The organism is Planctomycetia bacterium (assembly GCA_015200345.1).
GTDB lineage: Bacteria > Planctomycetota > Phycisphaerae > UBA1845 > UTPLA1 > PLA3.
Genome location: CP054187.1, coordinates 2,538,650 through 2,564,956, shown reverse-complemented (window position 1 = coordinate 2,564,956; position 26,307 = coordinate 2,538,650). Strand labels below are relative to the sequence as shown.

Annotated in this window: 25 protein-coding genes; 8 read left to right on the top strand and 17 right to left on the bottom strand. The window is 64.2% G+C overall.

What is annotated here, in order from left to right:
- Positions 1 to 76 precede the first annotated feature (76 nt).
- The 12 genes from HRU71_10530 to rpsP all read right to left on the bottom strand — a co-directional run bounded on the left by HRU71_10530 (position 77) and on the right by rpsP (position 9,609).
- Positions 77 to 616, bottom strand: a complete 540-nt coding sequence (locus HRU71_10530; GenBank protein QOJ03892.1) for an SRPBCC family protein — start codon at positions 614 to 616, stop codon at positions 77 to 79.
- Between the two features lie 26 nt (positions 617 to 642).
- Entirely contained in the window at positions 643 to 1,851 is a 1,209-nt protein-coding gene (locus HRU71_10525) for a PQQ-binding-like beta-propeller repeat protein (GenBank protein QOJ04987.1), read from the bottom strand.
- 76 nt (positions 1,852 to 1,927) lie between these two features.
- Positions 1,928 to 3,469, bottom strand: a complete 1,542-nt coding sequence (locus tag HRU71_10520; protein ID QOJ03891.1) for an SDR family oxidoreductase — start codon at positions 3,467 to 3,469, stop codon at positions 1,928 to 1,930.
- Between the two features lie 41 nt (positions 3,470 to 3,510).
- Positions 3,511 to 4,065: a lipocalin family protein gene (locus HRU71_10515; protein ID QOJ03890.1), complete on the bottom strand. Its 555-nt coding sequence runs from the start codon at positions 4,063 to 4,065 to the stop codon at positions 3,511 to 3,513.
- A 121-nt stretch (positions 4,066 to 4,186) separates the two neighbouring features.
- Positions 4,187 to 4,414 carry a DUF378 domain-containing protein gene (locus tag HRU71_10510; protein ID QOJ03889.1) on the bottom strand — a complete coding sequence of 76 codons (228 nt, stop codon included), beginning with the start codon at positions 4,412 to 4,414 and terminating at the stop codon, positions 4,187 to 4,189.
- A gap of 116 nt (positions 4,415 to 4,530) precedes the next feature.
- The gene (locus HRU71_10505) at positions 4,531 to 5,406 is read right to left on the bottom strand and encodes a fasciclin domain-containing protein (GenBank protein ID QOJ03888.1); all 876 of its coding nucleotides are present in this window, start codon (positions 5,404 to 5,406) and stop codon (positions 4,531 to 4,533) included.
- Positions 5,407 to 5,742: 336 nt separating this feature from the next.
- The gene (locus HRU71_10500) at positions 5,743 to 6,708 is read right to left on the bottom strand and encodes an ROK family protein (GenBank protein QOJ03887.1); all 966 of its coding nucleotides are present in this window, start codon (positions 6,706 to 6,708) and stop codon (positions 5,743 to 5,745) included.
- Positions 6,705 to 7,511, bottom strand: coding sequence for a TatD family hydrolase (locus tag HRU71_10495; GenBank protein ID QOJ03886.1), 807 nt, complete (start codon positions 7,509 to 7,511; stop codon positions 6,705 to 6,707). Before HRU71_10495 ends, HRU71_10500 begins: the two co-directional genes overlap by 4 nt.
- Positions 7,512 to 7,623: 112 nt before the next feature.
- Complete coding sequence (locus HRU71_10490; GenBank protein QOJ03885.1) at positions 7,624 to 8,001, bottom strand: YraN family protein; 378 nt, start codon at positions 7,999 to 8,001, stop codon at positions 7,624 to 7,626.
- A gap of 18 nt (positions 8,002 to 8,019) precedes the next feature.
- Complete coding sequence (gene rplS / locus HRU71_10485) at positions 8,020 to 8,460, bottom strand: 50S ribosomal protein L19 (GenBank protein ID QOJ03884.1); 441 nt, start codon at positions 8,458 to 8,460, stop codon at positions 8,020 to 8,022.
- A gap of 32 nt (positions 8,461 to 8,492) precedes the next feature.
- A complete protein-coding gene (gene trmD / locus HRU71_10480) occupies positions 8,493 to 9,296 on the bottom strand; it encodes a tRNA (guanosine(37)-N1)-methyltransferase TrmD (GenBank protein ID QOJ04986.1) in 804 nt (267 codons plus the stop codon).
- A 49-nt stretch (positions 9,297 to 9,345) separates the two neighbouring features.
- Positions 9,346 to 9,609 carry a 30S ribosomal protein S16 gene (rpsP, locus tag HRU71_10475; GenBank protein ID QOJ03883.1) on the bottom strand — a complete coding sequence of 88 codons (264 nt, stop codon included), beginning with the start codon at positions 9,607 to 9,609 and terminating at the stop codon, positions 9,346 to 9,348.
- A 243-nt stretch (positions 9,610 to 9,852) separates the two neighbouring features.
- Between rpsP and ade the strand changes: the two genes are divergently transcribed.
- A complete protein-coding gene (gene ade, locus HRU71_10470; GenBank protein QOJ03882.1) occupies positions 9,853 to 11,595 on the top strand; it encodes an adenine deaminase in 1,743 nt (580 codons plus the stop codon).
- A 66-nt stretch (positions 11,596 to 11,661) separates the two neighbouring features.
- A complete protein-coding gene (locus HRU71_10465; protein ID QOJ03881.1) occupies positions 11,662 to 14,148 on the top strand; it encodes a tetratricopeptide repeat protein in 2,487 nt (828 codons plus the stop codon).
- Positions 14,149 to 14,341: 193 nt separating this feature from the next.
- Here HRU71_10465 and HRU71_10460 read toward each other — a convergent pair whose 3' ends face one another.
- Both HRU71_10460 and HRU71_10455 read right to left on the bottom strand, forming a co-directional pair.
- Positions 14,342 to 15,436: a YjgP/YjgQ family permease gene (locus HRU71_10460; protein ID QOJ03880.1), complete on the bottom strand. Its 1,095-nt coding sequence runs from the start codon at positions 15,434 to 15,436 to the stop codon at positions 14,342 to 14,344.
- Between the two features lie 162 nt (positions 15,437 to 15,598).
- Positions 15,599 to 16,423 (bottom strand): hypothetical protein, encoded by an 825-nt coding sequence (locus tag HRU71_10455; protein QOJ03879.1) that lies wholly within the window; start codon positions 16,421 to 16,423, stop codon positions 15,599 to 15,601.
- Between the two features lie 254 nt (positions 16,424 to 16,677).
- On the opposite strand from HRU71_10455, the gene HRU71_10450 reads away from it, so the two are divergent.
- Positions 16,678 to 17,718: a 3-oxoacyl-ACP synthase III gene (locus tag HRU71_10450; GenBank protein QOJ03878.1), complete on the top strand. Its 1,041-nt coding sequence runs from the start codon at positions 16,678 to 16,680 to the stop codon at positions 17,716 to 17,718.
- 163 nt (positions 17,719 to 17,881) lie between these two features.
- Here the strand turns inward: HRU71_10450 and HRU71_10445 are convergent, their stop codons facing one another.
- Complete coding sequence (locus HRU71_10445) at positions 17,882 to 19,171, bottom strand: DUF1015 domain-containing protein (GenBank protein ID QOJ03877.1); 1,290 nt, start codon at positions 19,169 to 19,171, stop codon at positions 17,882 to 17,884.
- A gap of 228 nt (positions 19,172 to 19,399) precedes the next feature.
- Between HRU71_10445 and cysC the strand changes: the two genes are divergently transcribed.
- Together cysC and HRU71_10435 are read left to right on the top strand one after the other, a co-directional pair.
- Positions 19,400 to 20,017, top strand: coding sequence for an adenylyl-sulfate kinase (gene cysC / locus HRU71_10440; GenBank protein ID QOJ03876.1), 618 nt, complete (start codon positions 19,400 to 19,402; stop codon positions 20,015 to 20,017).
- Positions 20,014 to 20,910, top strand: coding sequence for a PHP domain-containing protein (locus tag HRU71_10435; protein ID QOJ03875.1), 897 nt, complete (start codon positions 20,014 to 20,016; stop codon positions 20,908 to 20,910). The genes cysC and HRU71_10435 overlap by 4 nt, the downstream gene beginning before the upstream one ends.
- Positions 20,911 to 21,075: 165 nt before the next feature.
- On the opposite strand, the gene HRU71_10430 is transcribed toward HRU71_10435, so the two are convergent.
- Positions 21,076 to 21,888: a PEP-CTERM sorting domain-containing protein gene (locus HRU71_10430; GenBank protein QOJ03874.1), complete on the bottom strand. Its 813-nt coding sequence runs from the start codon at positions 21,886 to 21,888 to the stop codon at positions 21,076 to 21,078.
- Between the two features lie 328 nt (positions 21,889 to 22,216).
- A complete protein-coding gene (locus tag HRU71_10425; protein QOJ03873.1) occupies positions 22,217 to 22,753 on the bottom strand; it encodes an inorganic diphosphatase in 537 nt (178 codons plus the stop codon).
- Between the two features lie 316 nt (positions 22,754 to 23,069).
- On the opposite strand from HRU71_10425, the gene HRU71_10420 reads away from it, so the two are divergent.
- The 3 genes from HRU71_10420 to HRU71_10410 all read left to right on the top strand — a co-directional run bounded on the left by HRU71_10420 (position 23,070) and on the right by HRU71_10410 (position 26,282).
- On the top strand, positions 23,070 to 23,783 hold the full coding sequence (locus tag HRU71_10420; GenBank protein ID QOJ03872.1) for an ABC transporter ATP-binding protein: 714 nt from the start codon (positions 23,070 to 23,072) through the stop codon (positions 23,781 to 23,783).
- A gap of 15 nt (positions 23,784 to 23,798) precedes the next feature.
- Entirely contained in the window at positions 23,799 to 24,980 is a 1,182-nt protein-coding gene (locus HRU71_10415; GenBank protein QOJ03871.1) for an ABC transporter permease, read from the top strand.
- 114 nt (positions 24,981 to 25,094) lie between these two features.
- Entirely contained in the window at positions 25,095 to 26,282 is a 1,188-nt protein-coding gene (locus HRU71_10410) for an ABC transporter permease (GenBank protein QOJ03870.1), read from the top strand.
- Positions 26,283 to 26,307 lie beyond the last annotated feature (25 nt).

Below are 26,307 nucleotides of genomic sequence, written 5' to 3'. Positions count from 1 at the left end.
GCCGCCGTCGGCGGATATCTTCGCCGAGATGCGCGCGCATCGCCAGCCTGTTCGCAATAACGTGATCGGATTTCATTCAGGGAGCCGTCGAGGCCCTGGCGCGCGAAACGCCGCCCTGATGCACCGCCCGGCTTGCCGATTCCGAGCACTGCGCCTCGACCCACTCCGCGATCCGCTGTGCCCGAAAGTCAAAGATTCGGTGCACGTCGCGGCGCACCACCAATGCATGCGCCAGCCGGCCGATCGGCCCAAGCGGCAGGGCATACTCGACGATGTCCTCCATAATCGTCGCATCCCCTTCCGGCTCAAATGCATGGGTGTGATGCCAACGGCGATAGGGCCCTCGAATCTGCTGGTCGACAAAGCGACGACCCGGTACCCATTCGACAATCTCGGTGAGCCAGCTCATGGGCAGTCCGCGCCAGCGAATGGTGTATTGAATCCTCGTGCCGGCCGCCATCGCGATCGGCGAAGGGGTCTCGATGCGAAAGTTCATCCAGGGCGGCGTCAGGAATTCAAGATTGTGCGGATCTGCAAAGAAGGGAAATACCGCTTCAACCGGCAGCGCCAACCGCTGTCGACGAACCAACCGATACGAATGGTATTGCTCGGGCATGCGACCCGTCCTTGCCCTGTGGAGCATCACTTCCACATGTAGACAGAAATCCCGTTCAGATCCCGCACAAAGACTTGATTGTCACACACCGCCAGATGCGCCCACGCTTCGCTTTCGCTCACTTCGTGCCGATCCAGGAGCCGAAACTGCCGCGGATCGGCCGCGATCAACAGCAGCTCACCGCGTTCATCCAACGCAAGGATACGATCCCCCCGCGCGACCATGCTCCAGTATTGCCCGAACGGGCGCGAACGCCACGTCTGCTCGCCGGTTTTCAGATCGATGCAGCTCAACCGGCCGTTCCCCAGGTGCAAGTAGGCGTGCCCATCGATGACAACGGGCGAAGACATGTAACCCTGACCGGGCAATGTCCACGACTGCGCCACCTCGAAACCGGCCTCCGCGCGGCGCACGGAGTAGAAAAACGTCTTGTTTTTGTACGTACTGGTAAACAGCCCGTCGCCGACGACCGTCGGCGTCAGGATGTTCATGCCGCGATACGAGGGAACCTTCTGCTTCCACAACACGGCGCCGTTGTCCGGATCGATGCCGGCCAGCATTTCCCTTGTCTGGACGACAAGCTGCCGCCGACCTTGAATCGTGGCCACGACCGGGGATGAAAACGCGCTGCTCATTCCTCCGCCGTCTTCCAGAGTCCGCCAGACGATCTCCCCCGACTTTTTATTGAGCTTGACGAGGGCGCCGCCGGCCTGAACGTAAAGATGATCCCCGACGATCAGCGGTGAAGACACGAATCCGAACGAAGGGAGCGGCGTGCCCAGTTTCGCCGGGAAATCGACGCGCCACCGCTCCGCGCCATCCTGCGTGTTCAGGCACACGAGAACGTCGCGCATTCCGGCGACGTAAAGCGATTCGCCGTCGCATGCCGGCGTCGCGCGGATCCAGTCTCCGTTGCGCCGTGCGAAAAACGGTACACGCATCGCCCCCGCCCACGACGCGCGCCAGCGCTCTTGACCGCTCGACCGGTCCAACGCGCGCACAACTTCGTCCTTCTCGGCGCGGGTCTCCACCGTGAACACCTGATCCCCCCAGACAATCGGACCGCCATAGCCGGGACCCAGCGACTCACGCCATTGAAGCGACAAACCCTTCAGATCATCCGGCCACGTCGATGCGCCGGCGAGCGTGGCATCGCGATTCGGACCGCGCCACTGCGGCCAGCAGCCGCGCTCTTCAGCGCGGACCGCCAGGCCCCCGCCTGACCCAACCGTCATCAGGAGCGACGCGAGGAGCCGCGCGCGCAGCGGAGAACTCGATCTGTAATCATACATTTGTATTTCTCCAACGGATTCAGCCCACCGCCGCAAGCGGCCGATGGCGTGAATCCGTCCTCTCGTCCATCAGCACCGTGTGCAGCGATGAAGCCCGGGTGGCTGCTGCTTTGATCCCGTTCAACATGCCCTGAAAGACGATCCCATGCAACGGCGCCACCGCGTACCAGTAAGCGATTCCCGCCAGACCGCGCGGTTTGAATCGAGCGGTCTGAATCAGCTCGCTTCCGCCTTCTCCCCGCGGGATCACTTCAAACGTGAGCGTCGCGACCCCTGGCAGGCGCATTTCCGCTCGCAACTCGAGGAGATGACCCGTTTCGATCTTTGTCACGCGCCAGAAATCCACGGCCTCGCCGAACGTCAGCCGCGCCGGGTGTCGTCGACCGCGGCGCAGGCCCGGGCCGCCGATCAGGCGATCCATGAACCCGCGAAGGCGCCACAGCCAGTCCGCCGCGAAGTAACCGTGGTCACCGCCCAATCGACACACGACATCGAACACCGTGTCCGGGGTTGCCGCGATTTCTACACAACGCTGATCGATGAACACCTTCCCGCCCGCCCAGTCGGCGTCCCCGGGAATCGGTCCGGCGTCGCTCCACGCCGACTCGATCTCGGCCCGGCTTCGCTTGCCGAGTGCCGCATTTATGGCATCACCGACACCCATGCAATCGTGGGGCAGAAGACCCAGAACATCGTGGTTGCGGCAAACAACCCGATTGCGAAGCCCTTCGGCCAGCGGCCGCGCGATCCGATGGCTGATCGGTGTGACCAGATGAATCCAAAGCGAGCTTAATCGCGGCGTCAGGACGGGAACCGGTATGACCTTGCGGCGGCGAAGTCCGAGCGCGTCGCTCATGATGTCCATCAACGCCCGATAGGTCAGGATGTCCGGGCCGCCGATGTCGAGGGTTCGACCGACCGTCGCCGGCGCTTTCAAACAAGCCACCAGATAATGCAGAACATCCCGCACGGCGATGGGCTGACAACGCGTGTTCACCCAGCGCGGCGTCACCATCACCGGAAGCCGCTCCACGAGGTAGCGCAAAATCTCAAACGAGGCGGAGCCGGATCCGATGATCATGGCCGCGCGCATCACGGTCACCGGCACGCCGGTCGAAGCGAGGGCCATTTCCACTTCGCGCCGCGATGACAAATGCTCGCTAAGCCCCTCCCCCGTTTCACCCAGCCCGCCGAGATAAATGATTCGAGCAAGTCCGGCATCGCGCGCCGCGCGGGCGAACGACTCCGCCAGCTCCCGATCAACCCGCCGATAGGCCGGCCCCGCAGCCAACATGGAGTGGATGAGGTAATACGCAGCCTCGCAGCCGCGCATCGCACGGGCGACTTCTTCGACGGACCCCGCGTCGCACTCGATGACGTCCACCCTCGGATCGCCGGACCACGTGCGCGAAGCAAGTTTCCGCGCATCGCGCACGAGACATCGAACGCGATACCCCGCCTCCAGCAGGCGCGGGACGAGTCGCCCCCCGATGTAACCGGTCGCACCGGTCACAAGGATCACGGGGGCATGGGATGCATTGTTGTTCTCGACGATCGTCATGGCTTCCTCGCTTGCGAGCGGCGATCGACATCGCGTGCCGATCAGGGCGATTGCGCGGGGAACTGCGGCATCAGCTCCAGTCGCGCGGGATCGTAGCCCTTGGCCGGAAGCCGATCGAGGATGCCCTGATAGGTGGCGTCGTCGAGCGTGGGCGTGCGACTAAGAATCCACAGAAACGTGCGACTCGGGTCGCCGACGACGGCGTACTGGTAATCTTCGTCCAGGTCAATGATCCAGTAGGGGGCGCCGAACGGGAAGAAAAAGTAAACCGTCAGTTTTGAATTGGTGGCCGGATCCGCAACGGTCGCGAAGCCCTCGATGCTGCGCTCGTTGCGCGTGCCGTCGGCGTTGCGACAAACGTTGACGACGCGAACGGTTCCATCGTCGCGCAAGGTGTATTCCGCCGTCACGCCGAAGCAGCCTTGTTCGAATCCGTTAGGGTACTTGGCGATTTCGTACCACGTGCCCATGTACCGGGCGATATCCACGCTGGCCACCGTCTCCAGCGGCGGGCCTGGCGTAAACAACTGGCAGCCCGAAAGACTCCCCAGACCGAGCATCACGCTGACCATTCCTCCAAGCAGTCGCAGATCCATGCTCACCTCCTCTTGCAGTTGCGGTGCCCTTGTCCTTGGCCCTTGACTTCATCATGAGTTGGCAGGAGCACCGGACGTTTCGGCCCGGCTGCCCCTGCCACCCCCACTCCATTCGGCTTCATCACGCCAGCGCGGGCGTGCGGCCCACGTTCCAGCGCTTTTGAATCCCGCGCAGGCCAATCGCCTGATACAGCGCCGCCGCGCCGACCAGCGAATAAACGATATTGGACAACACCGAGCCGGCGCCCAGCAGCGCGGCGACCAGATCAAATTGCGCCACGCCGACCAGACCCCAGTTCAAGCCGCCCACTACCAGCAACACCGCCGCGATCACATCGAACACTTTCATGACCTTCTCCTTTTGTTATCCCTTTCTAAGGATTCACAGAACACATCCGAAGACAACGCAAATCACCTCCGCGGACGCGGCGCCTCGGCTCGCCACCAGGCCGCCGCGCGGCGCGGTTACTTCGGCAGAATCACCGTATCGATCACGTGGATGACGCCGTTCTCGGCTCGCACGTCGGGCTTGATCACGCGTGCGCCGTCCACCTGCACCCCGCTGCTCGCATCGATCTTGACCGACTGACCCTGAACGGTCTTCGCCTCCTTCAGCTTGACGACATCCGCCGCCATCACCCGCCCGGGCACGACGTGGTAGGTGAGAATCGAGGCGAGCTTCTTCTTGTCCTTCAGCAGCGAATCGAGCGTGCCCTTGGGCAGCTTGGCGAACGCATCATCGGTCGGCGCGAACACCGTGAACGGGCCTTCCGAGCGCAGCGTGTCCGTCAGGCCGGCGGCATCCAGCGCGGTCAGCAGCGTCTTGAAACTGCCCGCGTTGCGCGCCGTCTCAACGATATCGTTCTTCGGCAGCAGAACCGTGTCGATCACGTGAATGACGCCGTTGCTGCATGCGATGTCCGGCTGGGTCACCGTCGCGCCACCGATCCGAACGCCCTTGCTCGCATCGACCGGCACCGTCTGACCGAGCAGCGTCTTGATCGATGTCATCTTCACGACATCCTTCGACATCGCCTTGCCGGATACGACGTGCTGAAACAACACGGCGCGAAGCTGATCTTTGTTCTTCAACAGATTGTCGAGCGCTCCGGCCGGCAGCTTGGCAAAGGCCGCGTCCGTCGGCGCGAGAACGGTGAACGGACCCTCGCCGCTCAACGTGTCGATCAGGTCCGCGGCTTTCAGGGCAGTCGCCAGGGTCTTGAAGCTCCCGGCAGCAACGGCCGTCTCGACGATGTTCTTCTGCGCCGCAGAAGCCTGTGACGCGGCGAAGCCGACCAGGCAGACACAAACGTTCAATACGTTCACTTTGAATCTCGTCATGTTTTCTACTCCGTTTCTTCACTACTGACTTACTCGTGTCATCGAACGCTCGATTTAACGCGTAAGTACGTCATTTGTTTAACATGACCGGCTTTGCCGGTGCGGATCGCGGAAATTGTTGCAAGCAACCCCGAACGAATTGAATCGTTCAAAACGATCTTAGCAAGGCAAGAGATCGTTTACAATACGCCGAGCTGCTTGGGATATGGCCGTAGCATGGTAAAGGCTTGGAAACAAACAAGTTATGTACGGTAAAAAAAATTCAACGTATCAGGCGAGCTTCTTTGAGTTGAGATGAACTGAACGCAAGTTTGACGGAAGGGAAACCCCAATGCCTCATGCGTCGCAGGCCGACAACGCCGCACCGACAAGCCCGGCGTCCGAGCCGAGGGTCGCCAGCGAAATCTCGGGAGCCTGACCGAACATGGGTGACGCGATCCGCGCAGCTGCTTCGCGCACCGGACCGAGCAGTCGCTCACCTGCGCCGCTCATGCCTCCGGCAAGCACGAAGCGCTCGGGGTCGATGATGTGCTGAAGGCTGACGCATGCCGTGGCGAGCAGTTCGCAGGTTTCGCGCCAGACTTCGCCGGCCAGCGGGTCCCCCTGCTGCGCCGCCTCGGCCACGTTTTCGCTCGTGAGCGCGGCGCCCGACTCGAACAGGACTCGAAGGCGCGACGGCTCGCCGGCGCGAAGCCGTTCCAGCGCCCGGGCGGTGGTACTGCTCGCCGAGGCATACGCTTCGAGGCAGCCGCGCTGGCCGCACGCGCACGCGCGCCCGTTCGGAACGACGATCATGTGCCCGATCTCGGCCCCGCTTTCGTTTGAGCCTCGAAAAAGACGACCGTCGATAACGAAGCCGCCCCCCACGCCGGTCCCCAGCGTGATCAGAACCATCGATCGACAGCCACGCCCCGCGCCGCAAACATACTCGCCCCAGGCTGCCGCGTTCGCGTCGTTCTCCAGCGAGACACGAAAGCCTGTCGCCGCGGCCAACCGTTGCACGATCGGCACGTTCCGCCAGCCCGGCAGATTCGGCGGCGCGAGCACCGTCCCCGTCGCGTGGCTCAACGTCCCCGGCACGCCCAGCCCCACGGCCTCCACTTGTTGCCCCGCCTCGCCCGCCATCGCGGCCAAGTCGCGCACCAGATCGGTCATCCGGCCCACCACATGGTCCACGCCGCGATCCGCCTCGGTGGGAACGGACCGCTTGGTCGCAATCGCACCGTCGGCGCGCACCAGGCCGCCCTTGATGGCCGTTCCTCCCAGGTCGATGCCGATATAAATATATTTGTCGCTTTTCATGAGGCCTCGCTGGAGGGGGCCGCGCCGCGACTCGGCAAGCCGAAGAAACGGCGCGTGTTCTCCGCTGACGTGTGCGTCAGCGCTTCAAGGCTTATTCCACGCGCCCGCGCGATGCACGCCGCCGTGTACGCGAGGTGCGCCGGCTCATTCGGTCGCACGCTGCGCACCGGCTCGGGCGAAAGATACGGCGAATCGGTCTCAACCATCAGCCGATCGGCCGGCATGATCCGAGCCACCTCGCGCAGTTCATCGGATCGCTTGAACGTTACGACGCCGGTGAGGCTCAACCAGTACCCGCGTGACCAGATCTGCTCGGCCTGCGCCAGCGTCCCCGTGAAGCAGTGGAACACCACCGAGCGCACCCGCGGAAAGTTCGCCAGCATCGCCATCACGTCGTCGTGCGCCTCGCGGCAATGGACGACCACCGGCTTGTTCACGCGCTCGGCTAGCGCCAGTTGCCCCTCGAACACCCGCACTTGCGACACGCGGTCGGAAAAATCGTAATGATAATCCAGCCCCATCTCCCCGACGGCGTACACATCGGGCCGGCGCACGATCGCCTCCAGCGCAGGCTCCCAGTCCTGCTCGGCTTGCGCGGCCTGGTGAGGGTGAATCCCCGAGACAACGTGAATGCACGGCCGCCGCTCGGCCAGCGCTTGCGCCCGCGCGGCATCGCGCAGATCGGTCGAAATCGTGACGAACTCGTCGACGCCCGCGGTGCGTGCCGACTCAATGACATGATCGATCCGCTCGACCAGGCCCTCGTACGTCAGATGGCAATGAGAATCGATCAGCCCGGCCATGCCGCGCGCTCCGCTGGGTGAAACGTCCGCACCGGGATTCTACCGCACGCGATGCGTGACGGGCATGGCTTCGATGGCTCGCGCAATCGGATCTTGATCGGCGCGGCGTAAATCATCCGCCCGACGCGCGGAAGGCATCCACGATGTGTCGAACAATGGGATCGCCCGCTTCAGGCATCACGATGCTGATCGCGTCAAAACGGTAAGCGGTGTCGGGCCGGCCGTTCTGCGCGATCCAGAATCGCGCCGTGCGCTCAATGTGGCGCTTCTTCTCGCTGCGAATGTTGTTCTCGGGGGCGGCCTGGGAGTCGTCGACGCGAGTCTTGACCTCGACAAAGGCAATAACGCCGTCGGCCGAGCAGACGATGTCAATCTCACCGGCGGGGCATCTGTAGTTGCGGGCGAGAATTCGATAGCCGGATTTCTTGAGGAACTTGCACGCCAGCGTTTCCCCCGCGTCGCCCAGTTCCTTGCGGTTCCAGAACGCCATGGCGAACGCTGCGATGAATCAGACCGTGGCGACGGCGGCTTCGGACGAGCGATTGCGCGACGCGGCGCCGGCAGGGGCAGACTCCGCGGATTCGCCCGCTTCCTCGGTGCCCATGCGGCGTTCGCGCAGCTTGCGCGATTTGCCGACGCGATCGCGCAGGTAGAAGAGCTTGCCGCGACGTACCTTGCCGTGACGAATCACCTCGACGCCCACGACGCGCGGCGACTGCATCGGGAAGATGCGCTCGACGCCCTCGTTCGCAACGATACGACGAACCGTGAAGGTCTGGTTCATGCCCTTGCCATGGATCGCGATCACCGTGCCGATGAACGGCTGGATGCGCTCCTTGGTCCCTTCGATGATCCGGACGCCGACGCTGACCGTGTCGCCGATCTCGAACTTGGGCACGTCCTTGCGATAATGTTCCTGCTCAACGGCTTCGATGATTCGGTTCCGCATCGGTCATCTCCCTGCTTGGCGAACGGCAAATGTTACGTCGCGCTGTCGGTTTCTCTGTCCTTATCTTTCGGTCTTCCGTCGGCTGCGGTCGGCTCCTGGCCGTCGCGCCGGACCTCGCCCGACAACAAATCGGGCCTCTTGGCTCGTGTCCGCCGGATCGCCTGCTCCCGCCGCCACGCCTTGATCTTCGCGTGATCGCCGCTTAGCAGAATCTCCGGCACTTCCATCCCCTCGTACACCCGCGGACGGGTGTAATGGGGGTATTCCAGCAATCCGGCCGCGTCAGGCGAATCCGGTTCGAGTTTCATTGCGTCGGTCGGCGAGAACGACTCCTCGACAACCGATTCCTCATCGCCCAGCACACCGGGCAGCAACCGCACGACGGCATCGACCATCACCATCGCCGCCGCTTCACCACCGGCCAGCACATAATCGCCGATCGAGACTTCCCGCGGCGACAGGCCCAGGCGAATCCGCTCGTCAAATCCTTCGTAGCGACCGGCGATCAGCAGCAGCCGCTCGCACCGCGAAAACTCCCACGCCATCTCCTGCGTGAATCGCTCGCCCTGCGGCGTCAGCAGCACGCGCGTCGCAGGCAGCGGTGATTCGCGTTCCACGGCCGCCACGGTGTCAAAAATCGGCTGGCACATCAGCACCATGCCGGGCCCGCCGCCAAAGGGCCGATCATCCACCTTTCCATGCGGGTCTTTCGTGTGCGCCCGGATATTGTGACACCGGATCGACACGATCCCCGTCTGTTGCGCCCGGCCGAGGATGCTGGCCGCGAAAAACGGCTCGCAGGCCTCGGGGAAGATTGTCAGCACATCGATCCGCATGGCGATCCCGCCGGGACGGACCGCGGACCGAGACATACACCCGTCGCGATTAAGCCTTCGCGCTCGTGCCGATGCCCTGCTTCTTCAACAGGTTGCGCACCGTCTCGCTCGGCTGGGCACCGCGGCTCAACCAGTACTCAATGCGATCCTTCTTGAGGCTCACGGCCTTGGCCGGATCTTTCTCAATCGGATCGACGTAACCCAGTTCTTCGAGGAATCGTCCGCCTGACGAAGCGCGGCGATCGCTCGCGCGCACGCGGAAAAAGGCCCGATTCCGGCGACCCATCCGTACCATCTTGATCGTGACTGCCATATCCGCCTCGTTCGATCGTTACTCGACAAAATGACTCTTCGGCAGAGTCTTCACCGGCCCGCGATCGTTGCACGGACCCTTCGCTGCCCGACTCTGCTCGGCTGGTTACAAACCTGCGAGTGGAACGCTCCATCATAGCAGGACCGTGAGTTTCATCAACAGGTACTTCCCACACTCCCCTTGAGCCGACGCCAGCGGTATAATGCTCGCCGGCGCAAGCCCTTATGAGCGGGGTACCCCTCCATGTCCGATAACTCCAGCCTTCGTAACCTCATTGATGTCGCCGCAGGACGCAAACCGCCAGACTTGGTCCTGAAAAATGGTCGCATCGTCAATGTGGCCTCCCATGAAATCCACGAAGGAGATGTCGCCATCATCGGCGACCGAATCGCCTCGATCGGGCGGTGCGACGGTCCGGTGACGATCGATCTGAAGGGCGCGTACGTCTGCCCCGGGTTCATCGACGCGCACGTTCACATTGAATCGTCCCTGCTGTCGGTGCCGGAGTTCGCGCGGGTTGTCGCGGCGCACGGCACGACCGCCGTCATCGCCGATCCGCACGAGTTCGCCAACGTCATGGGGACCGAGGGCATCTCGTTCGTGCTTCGCTCGGCCAAGTACGCGCCGATTGATGTATACGTCATGCTAAGTTCCTGCGTGCCGGCCAGCCCGCTTGAATCCGCCGGCGCGAGTCTGACGGCCGAAGACCTCGAGCCGTATCTCGCGAACCCGTGGGTGCTGGGCCTTGCCGAGATGATGAACTACCCCGGCGTCATCGCCGCGAAGGACGAAGTGCTGGCGAAGATCGCCATGGCGCGGCATCGCGTGGTGGACGGCCACGCGCCGGGCGTCACCGGGCGCGATCTGGGCACCTATGCGGCGTCCGGCATCATGAGCGATCACGAATGTATTCGCGCGGAGGAGGCGGCCGAGAAGCTGCGGCAGGGCTTGTCGATCATGATTCGCGAAGGGTCGCAGACGCGAAATCTTCGCGCGCTGCTGCCGCTGGTGACGCCGGCGACGGTCGATCGGTTCATGTTCTGCACGGATGACAAGGACGTGCGCGATCTGCTGGAAGAGGGTCAGATTGATTACATGGTGCGCACGGCGATCTCGATGGGTCTGGACCCGATTCTTGCGATTCGTCTCGCGACGCAATCGACCGCGCGGTATTTCGGGCTGCGCGATCTGGGGGCGGTGCTGCCGGGCCGGCAGGCGAACCTCACGGTGCTGGAGGATTTGAAAGCGTGCCGTGTATCGCGCGTGTTTCATCGCGGTCAGTTGGTGGCCGAAGACGGGCAATGCATCGCGCCGCGCAACGAGGCGGCGCAGAAGATTCCGCTTCGCAGCAGCGTGAACGTGGCATATATCCACTTGGAGGATTTCGCCGTGCCCGCGCCGCCGGGCGCAACGCCGGAAAGCCCGCCGCGCATGCATCTGATCCACGTGTTGGAAAATCGCATCGACACCGAGCGGTCGATTGAAAGGGCGACGGTCCATAACGGGCAACTGGTGGCCGACCCGCTGCGTGACATCGCCAAGATGGTGGTGATCGAGCGGCATCGGGCCAGCGGGGAGATCGGCCGGGCGTTCGTGCGCGGCTTCGGCCTGCGCAGCGGGGCCATTGCCTCGACCGTGGCACACGATGCGCACAATCTCATCGTCGTCGGCGTGAATGATTCCGACATGCTCAAGGCAGCGGTGCGGATGGTGAAACTGCACGGCGGGCTGGTCGTGGTCGAGGCGGGACAGGTGCTGGCCGAAGTGCCGCTGCCGGTGGCCGGGCTGGTGAGCGCCGAGCGCGCCGAGACGGCGGCGGATCAACTCCGCGCGTTGGCCGCGGCGGCGAAGCGCCTGGGCTGCAAGCTGGATCAGCCGTTCATGGCGCTGTCATTTTTGAGTTTGTCGGTAATCGGAAAGTTGAAGCTGACGAATCAGGGGTTGATTGACGTGGAGAAGTTCGCGGCGATTGGGCTCGTGGCGTGATCATGGTTGCAATCGTTCTTCGCCCCGGAAACCAGTCCAAGTCGTGAGTTTGAAACAGGAATTGTGATGTCACGACGACGCAAATCGAAGACCGATCCGGGGCGATCCGAGCGGGAGCATGACCGCTCATCCGGCACGGTGCGAGGCAACGAGTTAACCATTCAAAACGACGGCTGCGCGAACATAGACCGTGCCGCGCACGACCGCGAAACGAGCAAGACCGACCGCGCATCGGTCTCGCGCGGCGCGCGTCCGGCTCCCGCTGGTCGCGGTCGATTGTGGCTCTTTCGCGCTGCGGCACTGGTGCTGATTCCCGCGGTGTTCTTCGGGACGACCGAACTGGGGCTTCGGCTGTTCGGATTCGGGGTCGATACCGGCTATTTCGCCCGCCTGCCGGATGGCGGCGCGGCCGTGGGCAATCCGTTCTTCGGCTGGCGGTTTTTTCCGCCGGCGATCGCGCGCGTGCCGGGGGTGTTTCGAATCGAGGACCCCAAGCCGGCCGGAACGGTTCGCCTCTTCGTGCTGGGGTCCTCGGCCGCGCAGGGGTTTCCCGATCCGTCTTTCAGCTTCTCGCGGTTTCTCGATGTCATGCTGCATCGGATCTATCCGGGGCGAAGGTTCGAGGTCATCAACACGGCGATGGTGGCGATCAACTCGCACGTGCTCGTGCCGATCGCGCGCGACTGCGCCGAACACGAGCCGGACCTGTTTATCGTGTACGAGGGCAACAACGAGGTGGTCGGGCCGTTCGGGCCGGGAACGGTGTTCGGGCGATTCTCGACGAGCCTGGGAATGACGCGGGCGATGGTGGCGCTGCGCGGTCTGCGCGTGAGCCAGATGGTTCAGCGCGGCATGGCGTCGCTGGTCGGCGGCGGCGAGACGATGTGGCGCGGGATGGAGTTCTTTCTCGGCAATCAGATCGCGGCGGACGACCCGCGGCTGGACGCGGCGCGGGAGCAATTCGCGCGCAATCTTGGGGACATCTGCGACGCGGCGCGCGGAACCGGCGCGGAGGTGTTGCTCTGCACGGTGGGCGTGAACCTGCGCGAATGCGCGCCGTTTGCGTCGCTGCACCGGTCGGACCTGGCCGAAGCCGACGCGGCGAAATGGAAAGCGCTGTACGACGAGGGTGTGAAACGGGAAGACGCGGGCGACGCGCGCGGCGCGGCGGACCTTTTCATGCAGGCGTCAAAGATCGACGACGCCTACGCCGACCTGCACTTTCGGCTGGGCCGCTGTCGCCGGGCGATGGGAGACGGCGACGGTGCGCGGGAGGCGTTCGCCCGGGCGCGCGACCTGGACTCGCTGCGATTTCGAACGGACAGCCGATTCAACGCGACGATCCGCGACACCGCGAAAGGTCGCGAGGGTGTTCGACTGATCGACGTGGAAGCCGCGATGAACGCCGAGGCGGCGGCGGGCGGGCCGGGGCGCGATCTGTTCTACGAACACTGTCACATGAACCTGCGCGGAAACTACCTGATCGCGCGAGAGATCGTGACGGTGTGGACGCCCTCGTGGAGCGATGCACCGCGCGGACCGCTGCCGACGTTTGAAGAGTGCCTCGCCGACCTGGCGTATGGCGAGTCGGATCGGTGCGCGATCGCGAAGGAAGTGGCGAGCCTGATCGAGCAGCCCCCGTTCGTGAATCAACTGGATCACGCGCAGCAGCGTGCGTCGGCGCGGGCGGACGTGGCGGCGTGCGCCGCGGAAGATGGCGCCGCGCTCGAGCAGGCGCGCCAGGCGACGGCGACGGCGCTGACTCGGCGGCCGAACGACCGGCTCCTGGTAAAGAAGCTGGCGGGGCTGGAGTTGAAGCTGGGCGACGCGACGGGGGCGGAAAAGCGCCTGCGGGGAGTTCTCGATGAGTATCCACATGATCTGACGACGACGGCTGAACTGGGCGCGGCGCTGTTGCAACAGAAGCGGGCGGCCGACGCGCTGCGGGCGTTTGAGACGATCCTGGCATCGCCGTTTTGCGACCCGGCCAGCGCGGCCGAGGCGCATTTCAACATTGGCGTCGTGCGCGATGCGCTGGGAGAGAAGGACGCCGCGGTGCGGGCCTATGAACAGACGCTGGCCTTGAAGCCGGGGCACATCAAGGCGCACACGAACCTGGGGCTGGTGCTCTCGCGCGAAGGCAGGCTGGACGAAGCGGCGGCGCATCACCGGGCGGTGATCTCGGCGCAGCCGGACCTGGCCCTGGCGCGCATCAACCTGGCGCTTGTCTTTTTCCGTCAGCAAAAGTGGGCGGAGGCCGCCAGCGAGCTGGAGACGGCGCTGCGCCATCAGCCGCGTGATGTGACGGCGATGCTGCTGCTTGGCGAGGCACTGGTGCAGGCGAGACGATTCGATGAAGGGATCGCGCGCCTGCGGGCGGCGCTGGAACTGGCGCCGCGGGCGGCCGAAGCGCACAACGCCCTGGGCAGCGCCTTGTTGCGGGCGGGGCGTGCGAAGGAGGCCGTGCCGCACCTCGAAACGGCGTTGCGGTTAAAGCCCGGTTACGCGACGGCGGAAGCGAATCTCAAAGCCGCGCGGCAGGCGGGCGGTTGAATCAGATGGGCAGGGTGTTTCCGATGTTTCGCGCGTGTGGCGCCGGCGCTCCGTTCGTACGGCGGGATGAGATTCTGCTGGCGATACCGCTCGCGGGGTTGGTTCAGCCGCGGTGCCCGGAGTGCGGCCGAAGGTTCGCAGCGGCCGACGCGCCGTTGGACCATCACGCGAAAACCCAAGCCGCGGCCTCCATTCACGTCTTCACGCTCGCCATCATCACCGCGGCGACCGGCAGGAACACCATCACCGGCAGCCACTCCGGCAGGGCCGGATCGAGAAACCCCGGCAGGTTCACGCTCTGGCAGATGAACGTGAACACGTAGCACGCGGCGCACATCAGCAGGCAGCGCCCGCCGGCGACGATCACGCTATGCCGCTCGCGGCTCAAGTAAAACGGCACGCCCAGACAAAGCAGGATCATGTTGATGATCATGGTCGTGATGCGCTTGTGGCGCACTTTGACGATCTCGGCCGAGCCGCCGGGAAACCGCTCCTGCAAGCGGCCCAGCTCCGCCAGGCTTAGAAAATTCACCCACATCGTCGCCTGTTGCAGCGCCAGTTCCTTCGGCGTCAGGTCCGATGCGTAGGCCTTGATCGGCAACTGGCCCAGGGCATCGACCCCGGCCGGGTCGCTGGTCGCGCCGAGCTTCATCTGCGTGCCGTTGGCGAGGTGCCACACTTGTTCCTCTTCGTCCCAACGTGCCTGGTCGGCCTGGATGACCTCCGTGAGCCGGGCGTTCTGGTCGCGTTTCATGATGACGACGCCGCGCATCTCGCGCACGCGCGGCTGAAACATGCTGGCCGAGACGAGCGAGTTGTTCTTGTCGGGCTGGAACCAGACGGCGAAGGCGTTGCGCCCCTCGATGTCATTGTGCTTGCGCACGAGCTTGTCGGCATGGCGCGGGATCAGCACTTCCTGGTCGAAGAACCACAGGGCGTTCATGGCCATCGCGGCGATCAGCACCGGGGCCGCCATGCGATAGAGGCTCGTGCCCGAGGCCAGCACGGCCGTCAGTTCGTTCGTGCGGTGCATGCGGCCGAAGGTGAAACAGCCGGCGACAAGGGTGATGACGCCGGCAAGCTGGGCGAAGTAAAGGAGCAGGTTGTAGGAATAGAAGTCGATGATCTTTCGGATCGTCTCGGCGGTGGACTGGCTCTTGACGGAGGTGAACTCGTCGAGGTTCACGAAGAGATCAAGGATGACATACAGCCCGATGCAGACCGCGAGCGCGATGACGTAGTTGGTGAGAAAGGCGCGGAGGACGTAGCGATCAAGCGTCTTGAACATGAGAGGATTGTAGAAACGAACCGCAAAAACGCAAAAAACATCGACAAGCGGAAATGCCAACGCCCCGACGCGCATCGCCTGCTCAAGGAGTCGGCAAGCTTGCTCGTAGCTCGCTATCTTCGGTGCGGCGCTTTGATCCGATCCGAATACCACGCCGGCGAACTACCAATCCAACTCATCATCACTCGGCACAGGCAGCCAGTTCGAACGCAGGACGTGCTTGAGATAGTCGAGAATTGCTTCGCGGCGCTGCGAATCGGACCAGTCCTTCTGCCGCTGCGCCCAGAGAATGAACGCAGGTTGCGGCCGCACAATCTCGAACGGCTTGGCGGCCATATCGGGGAACTTTCGGGCCAGTTCGAGCGATCGTGGCTCGTCGAGCTTCGGGTTCTTCTTTCGCAGGCTCGCCGCGACGACCTCGATCCCGCATTGCGATGCCAGCGCATGGGATGGCGCGACGACGGCCCAATCGGCGCGTGGAACGTGCAAGCCCAGCGCGGCGAGTCTGGCCGCCGAAAGCGGCAGCGACGCGGCGCGGGCCATGGGCGCTTCGGGAATCCCTTCCTCGTCAAGTCGCTTGCGAATCTCCGCGGCGGATTTGGGCTTGCGCGGCGGCGTGACGATCAGCGTCGGATCCTGCTCCATCGCGAGCTGTTCTTCCAGCGTCGGCGCGATCGGCGCATCGCCCGGCTCGGAGACGATCACCACGCCCTTGTCGAGCGTCGCCCTGTGTTTACGACTAATGTAGTTTTTCAACTCCGCGAGCCAGCGATCGGCCTCGCCGGCGGACTCGGGGCCGGCGGCATAGATGTACGCATTCGGTGTGTTATAGAGCGCCTTGCCTTGCCACTGGGTCGGAACATCCGTCGGCGCAGCGAGGACGACTTTCGGCGGACCGGCCTGCGGCGCGCAGCCCGTCGCAGCCGTCAGGAGCAGCCCCATCAGCCCGCCGCACGTCAACATCCCGAAACGATTTCTTCGCATCATGGCGATCCAGGCAGCGCCGCCGTACGAACCATCGATTGTGGTGCCCGCCGCGGCCGGTGAATCACAGGCGAGACGCCGGTGCCACAACATGCCTCTCACCGCGGCCCTGCCTAGGATAGCCGAAGCACGACAAATCAGTAAGGCAGGCGCCAGCCGATTCGGTCCGGGGCGCAACAGCGATGATGCGCTGCACCTTTTTGCCGGTCCGTCGAGCCGTGCGACGCGGTGCGCGGCATCGTTTACAATTTCATCGCATGAAGTTCACGCGGGCGGTGATTGATTCCATCGGTTACGAACTGCCCCCGACGGTCGTCACGTCGGCGGAGATCGAAGAGCGGCTCGCGCCGATGTACCGCGCGCTGCGGATGCAGCCGGGGCAACTCGAAGCGCTCACCGGCATTCGCGAGCGGCGGTGGTGGTCGCCGGGGCAGACAATGGCCGAGCCGGCGGCGGCGGCGGCGCGGCGGGCGCTGGCACGCTCGGCGGCGGCGATCGCCGACATCGGCATGGTCATTTACGCCGGCGTTTGCCGGGACAACCTGGAACCGGCGACGGCCTGCGCCGTGGCCGATGCGCTGGGTGTCTCACCTTTGGCACAAGTCTATGACGTCTCCAACGCCTGCCTGGCGGTGATCAACGGAATTGTGCAGGCGGCCAGCGCGATCGAGCTGGGGCATGTTCGCGCGGCGCTGGTCGTGTCGTGCGAGTCGGCGCGGCAGATCGTGGACCTGACGATCGACCGCATGGTGAAGCAGCCGACGATGGAGACGTTTCGCCTCTGCCTCGCGACCATGACGGGCGGGTCCGGGGCCGTGGGCGTCGTCGTGCGCGATGCATCGCTGGCGCCCGGGGGGCACCGCGTGCTTGGCGGCGTGATGCGCAGCCGGACGAAGTTCCACAACCTTTGCCGCTGGGGTCCGGACACGGGCATGCCCTCGACCGCGCCGATGGAGATGGTGACCGACGGCACGGTGCTGATGGAGCACGGCGTCGCGCTGGGCGTCGAGACGTGGTACGCGTTTCTGGAGGAGATGGGCTGGCCGGTCGAAGCGGTGGATCGCACGATCTGCCATCAGGTCGGCGGGCCGCATCGCGATCTGGTGCTTCGCTCGATCGGCGTGCCGTTGGAGAAGGATTTCCAGACGTACGAGTACCTCGGCAACATCGGCACGGTGTCGCTTCCGCTCACCGCGGCCATCGCCGAGGAGCGCGGCGTTCTGCAACCGGGTCATCGCGTCGGGATGCTGGGCATCGGCAGCGGATTGAACTGCCTGATGCTGGGGGTGGAGTGGTAGGGGAATTGCGAATCGCGAGCGGCGATTTGCAAGAACAATGCAGAATGCATAATTGAGAATGTGGAAATGCTCCATGCAGCAGGCGAGCGGCCCCGCGTCTGCGTCAGCACTGCTCCATTCTCAATCTTTCATGCTCCGTTTTCCGCGGCGTTTGCGCGATTCGTTAATACAGCGGATTGATCACCATCCCCGTCGCGAGCTTGGGGGCGAAGTACGTCGACTTCTGCGGCATCAGTTCGCCGGCGGTGCAGACAGCGCGCAACTGCTGCATCGTGGTCGCGGGCATCAGCGCCGCGACGCCATGATGCTCTTTCGCGTCCGCGATCGCCTCATCCATGGTCTTGTGATAGTGCACCGTTGGCGGATTGCCGACGCAGAACTTCGGGGACACGACTTCATCCAGGATGTACCGGTGAAAAATGGAGTACGCGCTCTGCCGCCAGGCGGCGTGCCGTTTCGGCTCATACGCCGCCAGCAGGTCGGAATCCTTCGGCGCCAGCACGGCGCACACGTCCTGCCGCGGGTCGTACAACGCCAGCGCCTGCGGACCGGCCTCGCGCAGCACCTTCGCCAGTTCCTCGTCGTTGGCTGGTCGCGCGACCGGCTTCCACGCGAACTGATCCGCCAGCGCGTGGTGATAATCCTTCGCGAACACCTGCGGTAGATCGCAGATGCTGCGGAAGTACGGCTGGATCGTCGCGCCGGGGTCTTCCATCGCGCACAGCACGCACAGGACAAAATTCACCGGGTCGTCGTCGGCAATCCGCCCCATCTGATCCATTTCCTGCTGGCGGAACATCAGGGCCGTGCCGTAGCGATGGTGGCCGTCGGCGATGAAGACTGGTTTCTCTTTCATCGCCGCCCGCACCGCCGCGATCACCTCCGGGGCGGCGACGACCCACAGCTTGTTCTCCACCCCGTCCAACCGCCCCACCTGCTCCGGCGTCTCGCCGACGGCGCGTTCGAGCATCGCCGCAACCTCGTTCCCCGCGTCGGGGTACAGGCCGAAGATCGGGCTAAGATTGCAGCGCGTCGCGACCGTCAGCTTCAGGCGATCTTCCTTCGGCCCGCCGAACGTCTGCTCATGGGCGAAAACGCACCCTTTGCCGAACTCCTCGAGCCGCAGCCGAGCGAAGAACATCTTGCGCGTCAGCGTCTTGCGGCCCAGCCGATAGGTCTGGTGATACACGTAGATCGCCGGCGCCTCGTCGCGCTCGAGGGCGTGGATGTCCATCCAACTGGTCATCTCACCGGCCGCCTGGCGATAGACGCTGTCGGGGCCGGCCGTCTTCGGCGGCACGTGCGGCAGGTCAATGGCAACGATGTTGTGATCGTCGGCCGCGAGCAGCCGCGCCTTGTCGGCTTCGTCGAGGATGTCATAAGGCGGCGCGATCAGCCGCGAGACATCGACGGACGTATAGCGTATGCCGCGAAAGGGCTGAATCTCGGCCATGGGCAAACCCTCCAGAAATGCCGCGCCCGATCAGGCGACGGACATCGGGCAACGTGGGTGTTTCCTCGCTGAATCTTCGCGCTGAAAGCGTGCCCTGTCTAGCGCGCCGGCGCAAAGCGCCGGCGCAGTGCGATTCCGGTTGCAACCGCGCGGCGTCTTGCATAATCGGCCCGATCGCGGTTAAATTCCGGCCTTTCATGAACGCCAACCACACGGGGAGACGCCGTCTTGACCGAGATCAAAGCAACCAACATCGTCTGGCATGAGGGACACGTCGAGCGCTCACAGCGCGAAGCGCTGCTCAAGCAGAAGGGCGCCACCATCTGGCTCACCGGCCTGCCCTCCTCGGGCAAAAGCACCATCGGTTTTTCCCTCGAACACCTGCTCGTGCAGCAGGGCCGGCTCGCCTACGTGCTGGACGGCGACAACATTCGCCACGGCCTGAACAAGAACCTCGGCTTCTCCGCGGCCGACCGCGCCGAGAACATCCGCCGCATCGGCGAGGTGGCCAAGCTCTTCTCCGACGCCGGGCTGATCACGATTACGTCGTTCGTGAGTCCGTATCGCGCAGACCGGGACGGCGTGCGACAGATGCACGTCGCGGCGAAGCTGCCGTTCATCGAAGTGTTTGTCGATACGCCGATCGAGTTGTGCGAGCAGCGCGATCCAAAGGGGTTGTATCGCAAGGCCCGCGCCGGTGAGATTCCCAACTTCACCGGTGTGAGCGATCCTTATGAGCCGCCCGTCAACCCCGAGCTGACTCTTAAAACCGGCGAGCACAAACTCGAAGATTGCGTCGCCCAGCTCGCCAAGTACCTGCAACAGCGCAGCATTCTGCCGGGATGAACTCACCCCACCGCGCCGTCCACGCCGCGCGCGAACCGAATCATCGGCCGCGCTGGGCCGACCTGCACATGCACTCCACGGCTTCCGACGGCGGCTACGCGCCCGCGAAGCTGATGAGCATGGCCGCCGCGCGCCGGCTCGCCGCGGTCGCGCTCACCGATCACGACACGATTGATGGATTGACGGAAGCAGCCCAGGCTGCGACGACTCATGGGATGGAGTTCGTGCCCGGTATTGAGCTGGAGGCGCGGCAGGGTCGGCGCATCGTGCACATCCTCGGGTATTTCATCGACGCCACGTCGCCCGCGCTGCTTCGCGCGCTGGCGGATGAACGCCAGCGGCGCGATCAACGCAACCGCGAGATCGTCGCGCGGCTGGCCGCGCTGGGCATTCGCCTGGACTACGACGCCTTGGTGAATGCGAACGGCGGCAGACCGCTGGGGCGCCCGCATCTCGCGAATGAACTGGTCAGTTTGGGCATCGTCTCGAGTTTTCGTCAGGCGTTCGCGCGGTATCTCGGCTCGGGCGCGGCGGCGTACGTGCCGCGCGTCGTGCGCGAGGCGGGCGAGGCCATCGCGATGATTCGCGCGGCCGGCGGCGTGGCATCGCTGGCCCATCCGTCACGCGTGGGGTGCGAGACCAGCCTGGAGCTGGAGAACGTGGTGCGGCGGCTTGGAGAGGCGGGGTTGGCCGCTCTGGAAGTGAGTCATCCTGATGTCACTGGGGAGTTCGCGCGCACCTGCGAGCGCCTGGCCAGGAAGCTGGATCTTGCGCCGACGGGTGGCAGCGATTTTCATCGATTTGTCGGCGCGGAGCGATCCGGCACGGGGTTCTACGGCCATCGGGTGCCTTGTGAATGGATCGCGTCGCTTCGCGAACGTCGAGCGGGTTGATTGCTCCTCGTGTTGATGATTGATTCAATTGTCGTTGCGAGTCGCGTCGTTCAACGCAGCGCGCAAGGAAAGCCCCAGGCACCTGCCCGGGGCTTGGAACTCCTTGTTGCGCGTCGCGGAAAGGGACTCCAGTGTTCATGCTCGACGCGAATAACTTGCCGCTTCTTACGCCGCGGCGCGCCTTCGTCGCGGCAGGACGGTCACCATCCCCACGGCGAGCAGACCGATCGTGCCCGGTTCCGGCGTGTAGAAGAGAAAGTCGCGCGTGTAGTCGGAACCGCCGCCATTGGCCGACTTGAGCCAGCCGTGCCCGGTGACGACGTTCCACTGCGGCGCGGCGAAGACATTGGGATCGAGCCGGTGCCGGTAGTCGATGATCAAACCCGGCATCATGCCATCCATCGTGTTCTCGACGAAGACGCGCGGGCCGCCGTAGACCGCCGGCGTCACCCCCTCGTTGAAGAGCGGCGTGAGCGTGACATCAAAGTCCCAATAGTTGATGGCGTTGTTGCTGATGCCGGCGGCAATCAACTGATTCAGCATGTTGGGATTCGGCAGCGCGGGCTGGAAGATATTGCCCTGGCCGACCTGGCCGCGAATCGTGGCGTTGATCGTCCAGCGCTGGTCGAGCGCATCGAGGCCCGAATTGCCGGCGTAGCCCAGCGCGACGCCGTTGCTGCTTTGAAGGTGTGCGATCGTGCCGGTAATGGTCGCATAGACCGAGGCCGGGCCGGCCGGCTGCGGGTCGAAGAACGTCATGGTCACGTTCTCGAAATGAAACGTCTGCACGCCCTGGCCGTTATCGAGCCGCAGCCCGTAATCGCGTGAGTCCACCGCGTTCATGTTCGCGGACGCGTTGCCGTTCGGATGGCTGAACAACGGCACGGAGATCAAACTGGCGTCGGCGGTCGGCGCGGTTGACAGCGCAACGGCGGCGACAAGTCCGGCGACACACTTCGACAGTACGTTTCGCTTCATCTGCGAATGCCCCCCAATGCTGGTCTCGTTCATCACGCCGCGAGTTCCGTCGCGAGCGTGTTATCGACCCGGCGCCCACCGGGTCACGACGAGGGGGTTGCAAGGTCCGTGCCATCGGCCGCCGCATGGGAAACTCACGCAGGCAGCGCCGGGCGGACACGTCGGATAATATGGCTACATTTGTATAATCCACGCGTCGGCCGGGGGTTAGGGAGGATGAGCCGGAAAAGGATATCGGCGGCGCGGGGCCGTTTGTGCGGATTAGCGAAGCGCGGCCGATGAAGCAGGTCGTTCTCGATGCAGCGACTTGGTGCGCCGCAACGACTGGCTACGCCTTCCGTGCAGCCTTGAAGCGCGCCACCGCCGCGTCGACCTCGGCCAGTCCGTCGGCGGCATGGGACCAACCGTGCGTCGTCGTGGGCGAGCCTTCAAGCTGCTTGTAGGTGGCGAAGAAGTGCTCGACCTCGCGGAGGAAGTGCGGCGGCACGTCGACCAGATCGCGATACTCTTCAAAGAGCGGGTCGGTGTCGGGCACGCCGAGTACTTTGAAATCGTTCGCGCCCTTGTCGATCATCTTGAACAGGCCGATCACCCTTGCGCGGATCAAGCAGCCGGTGAAGGTCGGTTCGTTCACCATCACCAGGATATCCAGCGCGTCACCGTCCTCGGCGAGCGTGTGCGGGATGAACCCGTAGTCTCCGGGATAGTGACTCGACGAGAACAGGTATCGATCCAGCCGGAACAGGCCCGTCTCCTTGTCGATCTCGAACTTGCTTCGCCGGCCCTTGGGAATCTCGACGATGGCGTTGACGACTTCGGGCAGGTTTGTTCCGGGCGGGATGTTCACAAACGCGTCGTAGAGCATGCTATATCTGCCAGCGACTGGTTAGTGGTCAGCGATGGGCCGGCGCTGCGCAGAGCGGGCACTGCCCACTCGCCATTTCGTTGTTCTTCGTGTGCGTTGCGACTTCGTTATTGGTCGAGCAAACAAACACCGACCCCTTGACGGCAAAATTGTTCAGGGCCGACCTCGACCCTGCGCGCCTTCGTGGATCATAACACCGATTGGGAGCCGGAATGAAATCAGCCGCCGCACCGATTACAATGCGGCATCGCACGCGGAACGCCGACAAAGCGTACGGGCCTGGAATTCGGCATTTCGCAGTGCGCGGGAGTGGCGCATGTCCCAGCCGTTGATCGAACTGACCAACGTTCACAAGGTCTATTACAAGGATCGCATCGAAATCCCCGTGCTGGCCGGCCTGAAGCTGAACATCCCGGCCGGGGAGTTCGTCGTCCTCATGGGGCCCAGCGGGTCGGGCAAGTCCACCCTGCTGCACCTGATCGGCGGACTGGATTCCCCCACGGCCGGCAGCGTTCGCGTCGGCGAGGCGATGCTCGAGCGGATGTCCGAGCAGGAACTGACGGCCTGGCGCAGCCGCCACGTCGGCTTCATCTTTCAGATGTACCACCTCGTGCCGGTGCTGACCGCGGCGCAGAACGTCGAGCTGCCGCTCTTGCTGTTCAAAATGTCTGCGGCCGAGCGGCGGCAGCGCGTGCAGACGGCGCTGACCATTGTCGGCCTGGGCGATCGAATGGACCATCGGCCCAATCAGCTCTCCGGCGGCCAGGAGCAGCGCGTGGCCATCGCGCGGGCCATTGTGACCGACCCGGACGTGATTCTGGCCGACGAGCCGACCGGCGATCTCGACGCAAAGACCTCCACCGAGATTCTCAACCTTCTCGGCCTGCTGAATCGCGAGTTCAACAAGACAATCGTCATGGTGACGCACGATCCGCGCGCCGCGGCGCACGGGCAGCGCATCCTGCACCTGGACAAGGGCCAGCTCGAGCGCGACGAGAAGAACGATCCGTCGCTCGTGGCCGCCCATTGAGGCTTCGCACCACCCATGACCCTCGCCTACGTCCTGCTTCAGAATCTGCGCCGCAATCCGACGCGCACTTGCCTGACCGGCATCGCCTTCGCCCTGCCCATGGCCATCTTCGTCGCCGCGATTTCCTTCGTCGTCGCCCTCGTAGAAATCGGCAAGGCAAACGAGCGCGAGCTGCGCCTCGGCGTGCATCACAAAACCACGCTTATCAACCTCATCCCGCAGGGCCACCGCGCCAAGATCGAGGCCCTCGATCCGGATCGCTCGCGACTCACCGCTGTCTGCGGCATGCGCTGGTTCGGCGGCCGCGTACCGAACACACAAGGCGTTATCCAGAGCCTCGCCGCCGATCCCGATACGTTTCCGACCGTCTATGCCGAGGTCGGCATGACCGACGCCGACATCGAGAACTGGACGAAGGACCGCCAGGCGTGCGTCGTCGGCACGGGCGTCGCCGAGAACAACGGCTGGAAGATCGGCGACCGCATCACGCTGACCAGCAGCGTGCCGCCCTATCTGTCGCTGGAGTTTCACATCATCAAGATCATGACGGCCCAGTCGCGGGCCAACGTGCTGTACTTCCGGCGCGATTATTTGAGCGAGTCGCTGAAAGACGCGGGCATTGACCGATACACCGATTGCAACATTTTCTGGGTGAAGTGCAACAGCGCCGCCGGCTTGCGCGCGCTTCAACAGGAGATCGACGCGACCTTTGCCAACTCGCCGGACGAAACCAAGAGCGAAGACGAGCTGACCTTTGCCGCCGGGTTCGCGCAGGCCGCCGGGGACATCCCCGGTTTGATGCGCGTCATGGCCATTGTGGTCGTCGCGATCATCGCGATGGTCGCCGGAAACACGATGATGATGAGCTTCCGCGAGCGGACGCGCGAGTTGGCGGTGTTCAAGGCGATTGGATTCCCCAGCTGGCGCATCGTCGCCATGGTGCTGGGCGAAAGCGTGATGCTGGCGCTGCTCGGAGCGATGGCTGGAATCATTCCGGCGGTGATCCTGCTTACCGCGATTCCGATGCGCAAGTTGATGCCGGGCTTTCTTCCGATCGCGCAGCTCTCCGTCTCGCCGCTGGCGGTGGGAATCTCCGTGGCCATCGCCGGGGCAGTCGGTCTGATCGCCGGGCTGGCGCCGGCCTGGCACACGCTTCGAATGCAGACGGTGAGCGCGCTGCGCCGGGTGGGAGAATAATTGGAACGGCGAGCAGGTCGAAGATCCGCCGTGGCGGGCTCTCCGGCTGAATGCGAAACCGGCAACTAACCGCTGAACTCTGGACTCTGACCACCGACCACTGACCACTACTGCATGGCACTACCCCTCTCCTACAACTGGCGCAACCTGCTGATCCGTCGCACGACGACGGTGCTGACGGTGCTGGTCATCGCCGTGGTCGTGGGCGTCTTCTCGTGGATGCTGGGGTTTCGCGGGGCATTAAGCCGCTCGCTCTCGGTGGCCGGCGATCCGCGCACGCTCATCGTGCTGCGGCAGGCCTCGACGTCGGAAACCAACAGCGCCATCCCGCCCGACGATTACAACAAGCTGACCCAGCTCAACGAGGAGATTGCCGTCGATCCACGCACCGGCGAGCAGCTCAAAAGCCCCGAAATGATCGTGCAGGTCTCGCTGCCGCGCCGCCGCGATAACGGCGCCACCAACGCCAACGTCGCTGTGCGCGGTGTCACGGATGCCGCATTCAGCGTCCATCGCAACGTGCGGCTGCTCGGCGCCAAGCCGACCGACGGGGCGATGGAGGTCATCGTCGGCGTGCAGGCGGCGAAGCAGTTCGCCGGGCTGGAGATCGGCGACACGATCAACCTCGGCTACGGCGGCAATCGCGGCTACCGGGTGGTGGGTTACTTCTCCGCGGACGGCGGCCCGCTTGAGAGCGAGATCTGGGGGCCGGCCACCATGCTGATGAATGCCTACATGCGCAACGCCTATTCGTCGGTCGCGCTCCGGCTGAACGACAACGTCGATCCCGCCGCCGCCATTCGGCGAATCGAAGGCCCCGGCATCGAACTGACCGCGCGAACCGAAGGCGAATACTGGCTGGAGCAGACCAAGAACATCGGCATGTATCTGATGATCGTCACGTTCCTTGTCGGCGTCATGTGCGTTGCCGCGGCGTTCTCCATCGCCAACACGATGTTTGCATCGGTCGCCGGGCGCACGCGCGAGTTCGCCATGCTGCGCACCATCGGTTTCACCGGGCGGCACCTGCTCACGAGCGTCATGATCGAGTCGCTGCTGCTGTGCATGCTCGGCGGTGCGATCGGCTGCCTCGCCTGCGGCGCCTGGCTCGCGCTCGTCGGCAATACCAAGGACATGTTCGGCCAGAGTACCTTCACGACCCTCGCGTTCGAGATTCACCTGACGCCGCTCATTGTCGGTATCGCCATCGGCGCGATCTGCCTGGTCGGGCTGGGTGGCGCGATCGTCCCCGCACGCCGAGCCGCTCGCACGCAGGTCGTTACCGCGTTGCGGGAAGCCTGATCACGTTTTATAGTCCGGTGGCCGG

Bases quoted from the DNA above. Each gene is read 5' to 3' on its own strand.
- HRU71_10530 (QOJ03892.1), bottom strand. From the start codon at position 616: ATGCCCGAGCAATACCATTCGTATCGGTTGGTTCGTCGACAGCGGTTG.
- HRU71_10525 (QOJ04987.1), bottom strand. From the start codon at position 1,851: ATGACGGTTGGGTCAGGCGGGGGCCTGGCGGTCCGCGCTGAAGAGCGC.
- HRU71_10520 (QOJ03891.1), bottom strand. From the start codon at position 3,469: ATGACGATCGTCGAGAACAACAATGCATCCCATGCCCCCGTGATCCTT.
- HRU71_10515 (QOJ03890.1), bottom strand. From the start codon at position 4,065: ATGGATCTGCGACTGCTTGGAGGAATGGTCAGCGTGATGCTCGGTCTG.
- HRU71_10510 (QOJ03889.1), bottom strand. From the start codon at position 4,414: ATGAAAGTGTTCGATGTGATCGCGGCGGTGTTGCTGGTAGTGGGCGGC.
- HRU71_10505 (QOJ03888.1), bottom strand. From the start codon at position 5,406: ATGACGAGATTCAAAGTGAACGTATTGAACGTTTGTGTCTGCCTGGTC.
- HRU71_10500 (QOJ03887.1), bottom strand. From the start codon at position 6,708: ATGAAAAGCGACAAATATATTTATATCGGCATCGACCTGGGAGGAACG.
- HRU71_10495 (QOJ03886.1), bottom strand. From the start codon at position 7,511: ATGGCCGGGCTGATCGATTCTCATTGCCATCTGACGTACGAGGGCCTG.
- HRU71_10490 (QOJ03885.1), bottom strand. From the start codon at position 8,001: ATGGCGTTCTGGAACCGCAAGGAACTGGGCGACGCGGGGGAAACGCTG.
- rplS (QOJ03884.1), bottom strand. From the start codon at position 8,460: ATGCGGAACCGAATCATCGAAGCCGTTGAGCAGGAACATTATCGCAAG.
- trmD (QOJ04986.1), bottom strand. From the start codon at position 9,296: ATGCGGATCGATGTGCTGACAATCTTCCCCGAGGCCTGCGAGCCGTTT.
- rpsP (QOJ03883.1), bottom strand. From the start codon at position 9,609: ATGGCAGTCACGATCAAGATGGTACGGATGGGTCGCCGGAATCGGGCC.
- ade (QOJ03882.1), top strand. From the start codon at position 9,853: ATGTCCGATAACTCCAGCCTTCGTAACCTCATTGATGTCGCCGCAGGA.
- HRU71_10465 (QOJ03881.1), top strand. From the start codon at position 11,662: ATGTCACGACGACGCAAATCGAAGACCGATCCGGGGCGATCCGAGCGG.
- HRU71_10460 (QOJ03880.1), bottom strand. From the start codon at position 15,436: ATGTTCAAGACGCTTGATCGCTACGTCCTCCGCGCCTTTCTCACCAAC.
- HRU71_10455 (QOJ03879.1), bottom strand. From the start codon at position 16,423: ATGATGCGAAGAAATCGTTTCGGGATGTTGACGTGCGGCGGGCTGATG.
- HRU71_10450 (QOJ03878.1), top strand. From the start codon at position 16,678: ATGAAGTTCACGCGGGCGGTGATTGATTCCATCGGTTACGAACTGCCC.
- HRU71_10445 (QOJ03877.1), bottom strand. From the start codon at position 19,171: ATGGCCGAGATTCAGCCCTTTCGCGGCATACGCTATACGTCCGTCGAT.
- HRU71_10435 (QOJ03875.1), top strand. From the start codon at position 20,014: ATGAACTCACCCCACCGCGCCGTCCACGCCGCGCGCGAACCGAATCAT.
- HRU71_10430 (QOJ03874.1), bottom strand. From the start codon at position 21,888: ATGAAGCGAAACGTACTGTCGAAGTGTGTCGCCGGACTTGTCGCCGCC.
- HRU71_10425 (QOJ03873.1), bottom strand. From the start codon at position 22,753: ATGCTCTACGACGCGTTTGTGAACATCCCGCCCGGAACAAACCTGCCC.
- HRU71_10420 (QOJ03872.1), top strand. From the start codon at position 23,070: ATGTCCCAGCCGTTGATCGAACTGACCAACGTTCACAAGGTCTATTAC.
- HRU71_10415 (QOJ03871.1), top strand. From the start codon at position 23,799: ATGACCCTCGCCTACGTCCTGCTTCAGAATCTGCGCCGCAATCCGACG.
- HRU71_10410 (QOJ03870.1), top strand. From the start codon at position 25,095: ATGGCACTACCCCTCTCCTACAACTGGCGCAACCTGCTGATCCGTCGC.